Origin of the sequence: Pedobacter psychrophilus, from assembly GCF_001652725.1 — a bacterium.
Classification (GTDB): Bacteria; Bacteroidota; Bacteroidia; order Sphingobacteriales; family Sphingobacteriaceae; genus Pseudopedobacter; species Pseudopedobacter psychrophilus.
The window spans coordinates 1-714 of record NZ_LWHJ01000020.1 but is presented as its reverse complement, the minus strand read 5'-3'; the positions used below and the strand labels follow the sequence as shown (position 1 = coordinate 714).

Below are 714 nucleotides of genomic sequence, written 5' to 3'. Positions count from 1 at the left end.
ACCAAAATTTGCAGACGCAGTAATTATCTCTACACCTGATAATTTACATTACGAACCCTGCATGAAGGCGCTAGAAATGGGATATGATATTTTATTAGAGAAACCAATTTCGCCTTCCGAAAAAGAGTGTCGTTCTATTTTAGCTTTAGCTAAAAAAACAGGTAGAATTGTAGCTGTTTGCCATGTTTTAAGGTATGCGCCATACTTTGTTAAAATGAAAGAATTGATTGCAAAAGGTGCTATTGGTGAGATTATTAGTGTTCAACATTTTGAACCTATAGAGCATACGCACATGGCGCATTCTTATGTAAGGGGAAATTGGCATAATTCCAAAAAAACTACACCCATAATTTTGGCGAAGTCTTGTCATGATTTGGATATTATTAAATGGGTAATAAACAAGCCGGCAAAGAAAATTTTTGCCATGGGCGATTTAAAGTGGTTTAAGAAAGAAAATGCTCCAGAAGGCAGTACGGCTAGATGTACAGACGGCTGCAAAGTTGAAAGAGAGTGCCCTTATTCTGCGATTAGAGAGTATTACGACAATAGAAATAGATTGAATGTTATGGATTTACCGACAGATAAAACCATACAACCGGAGGCTATTATGGAACGCTTAAAAACTACTGACTACGGAAGGTGCGTTTACAGGATGGATAACGATCAACCTGATCATTATGTTACCAATATACAGTTTGCTGATGGCGTTACAGC

The 714-nt window shown here is 37.3% G+C and carries 1 protein-coding gene; it reads left to right on the top strand.

Going from position 1 to position 714, the window contains the following annotated elements; genetic code table 11:
- Positions 1-714 (top strand): Gfo/Idh/MocA family protein (locus A5893_RS05005; RefSeq protein WP_198342275.1); only part of this gene is annotated, 714 nt, incomplete at both ends.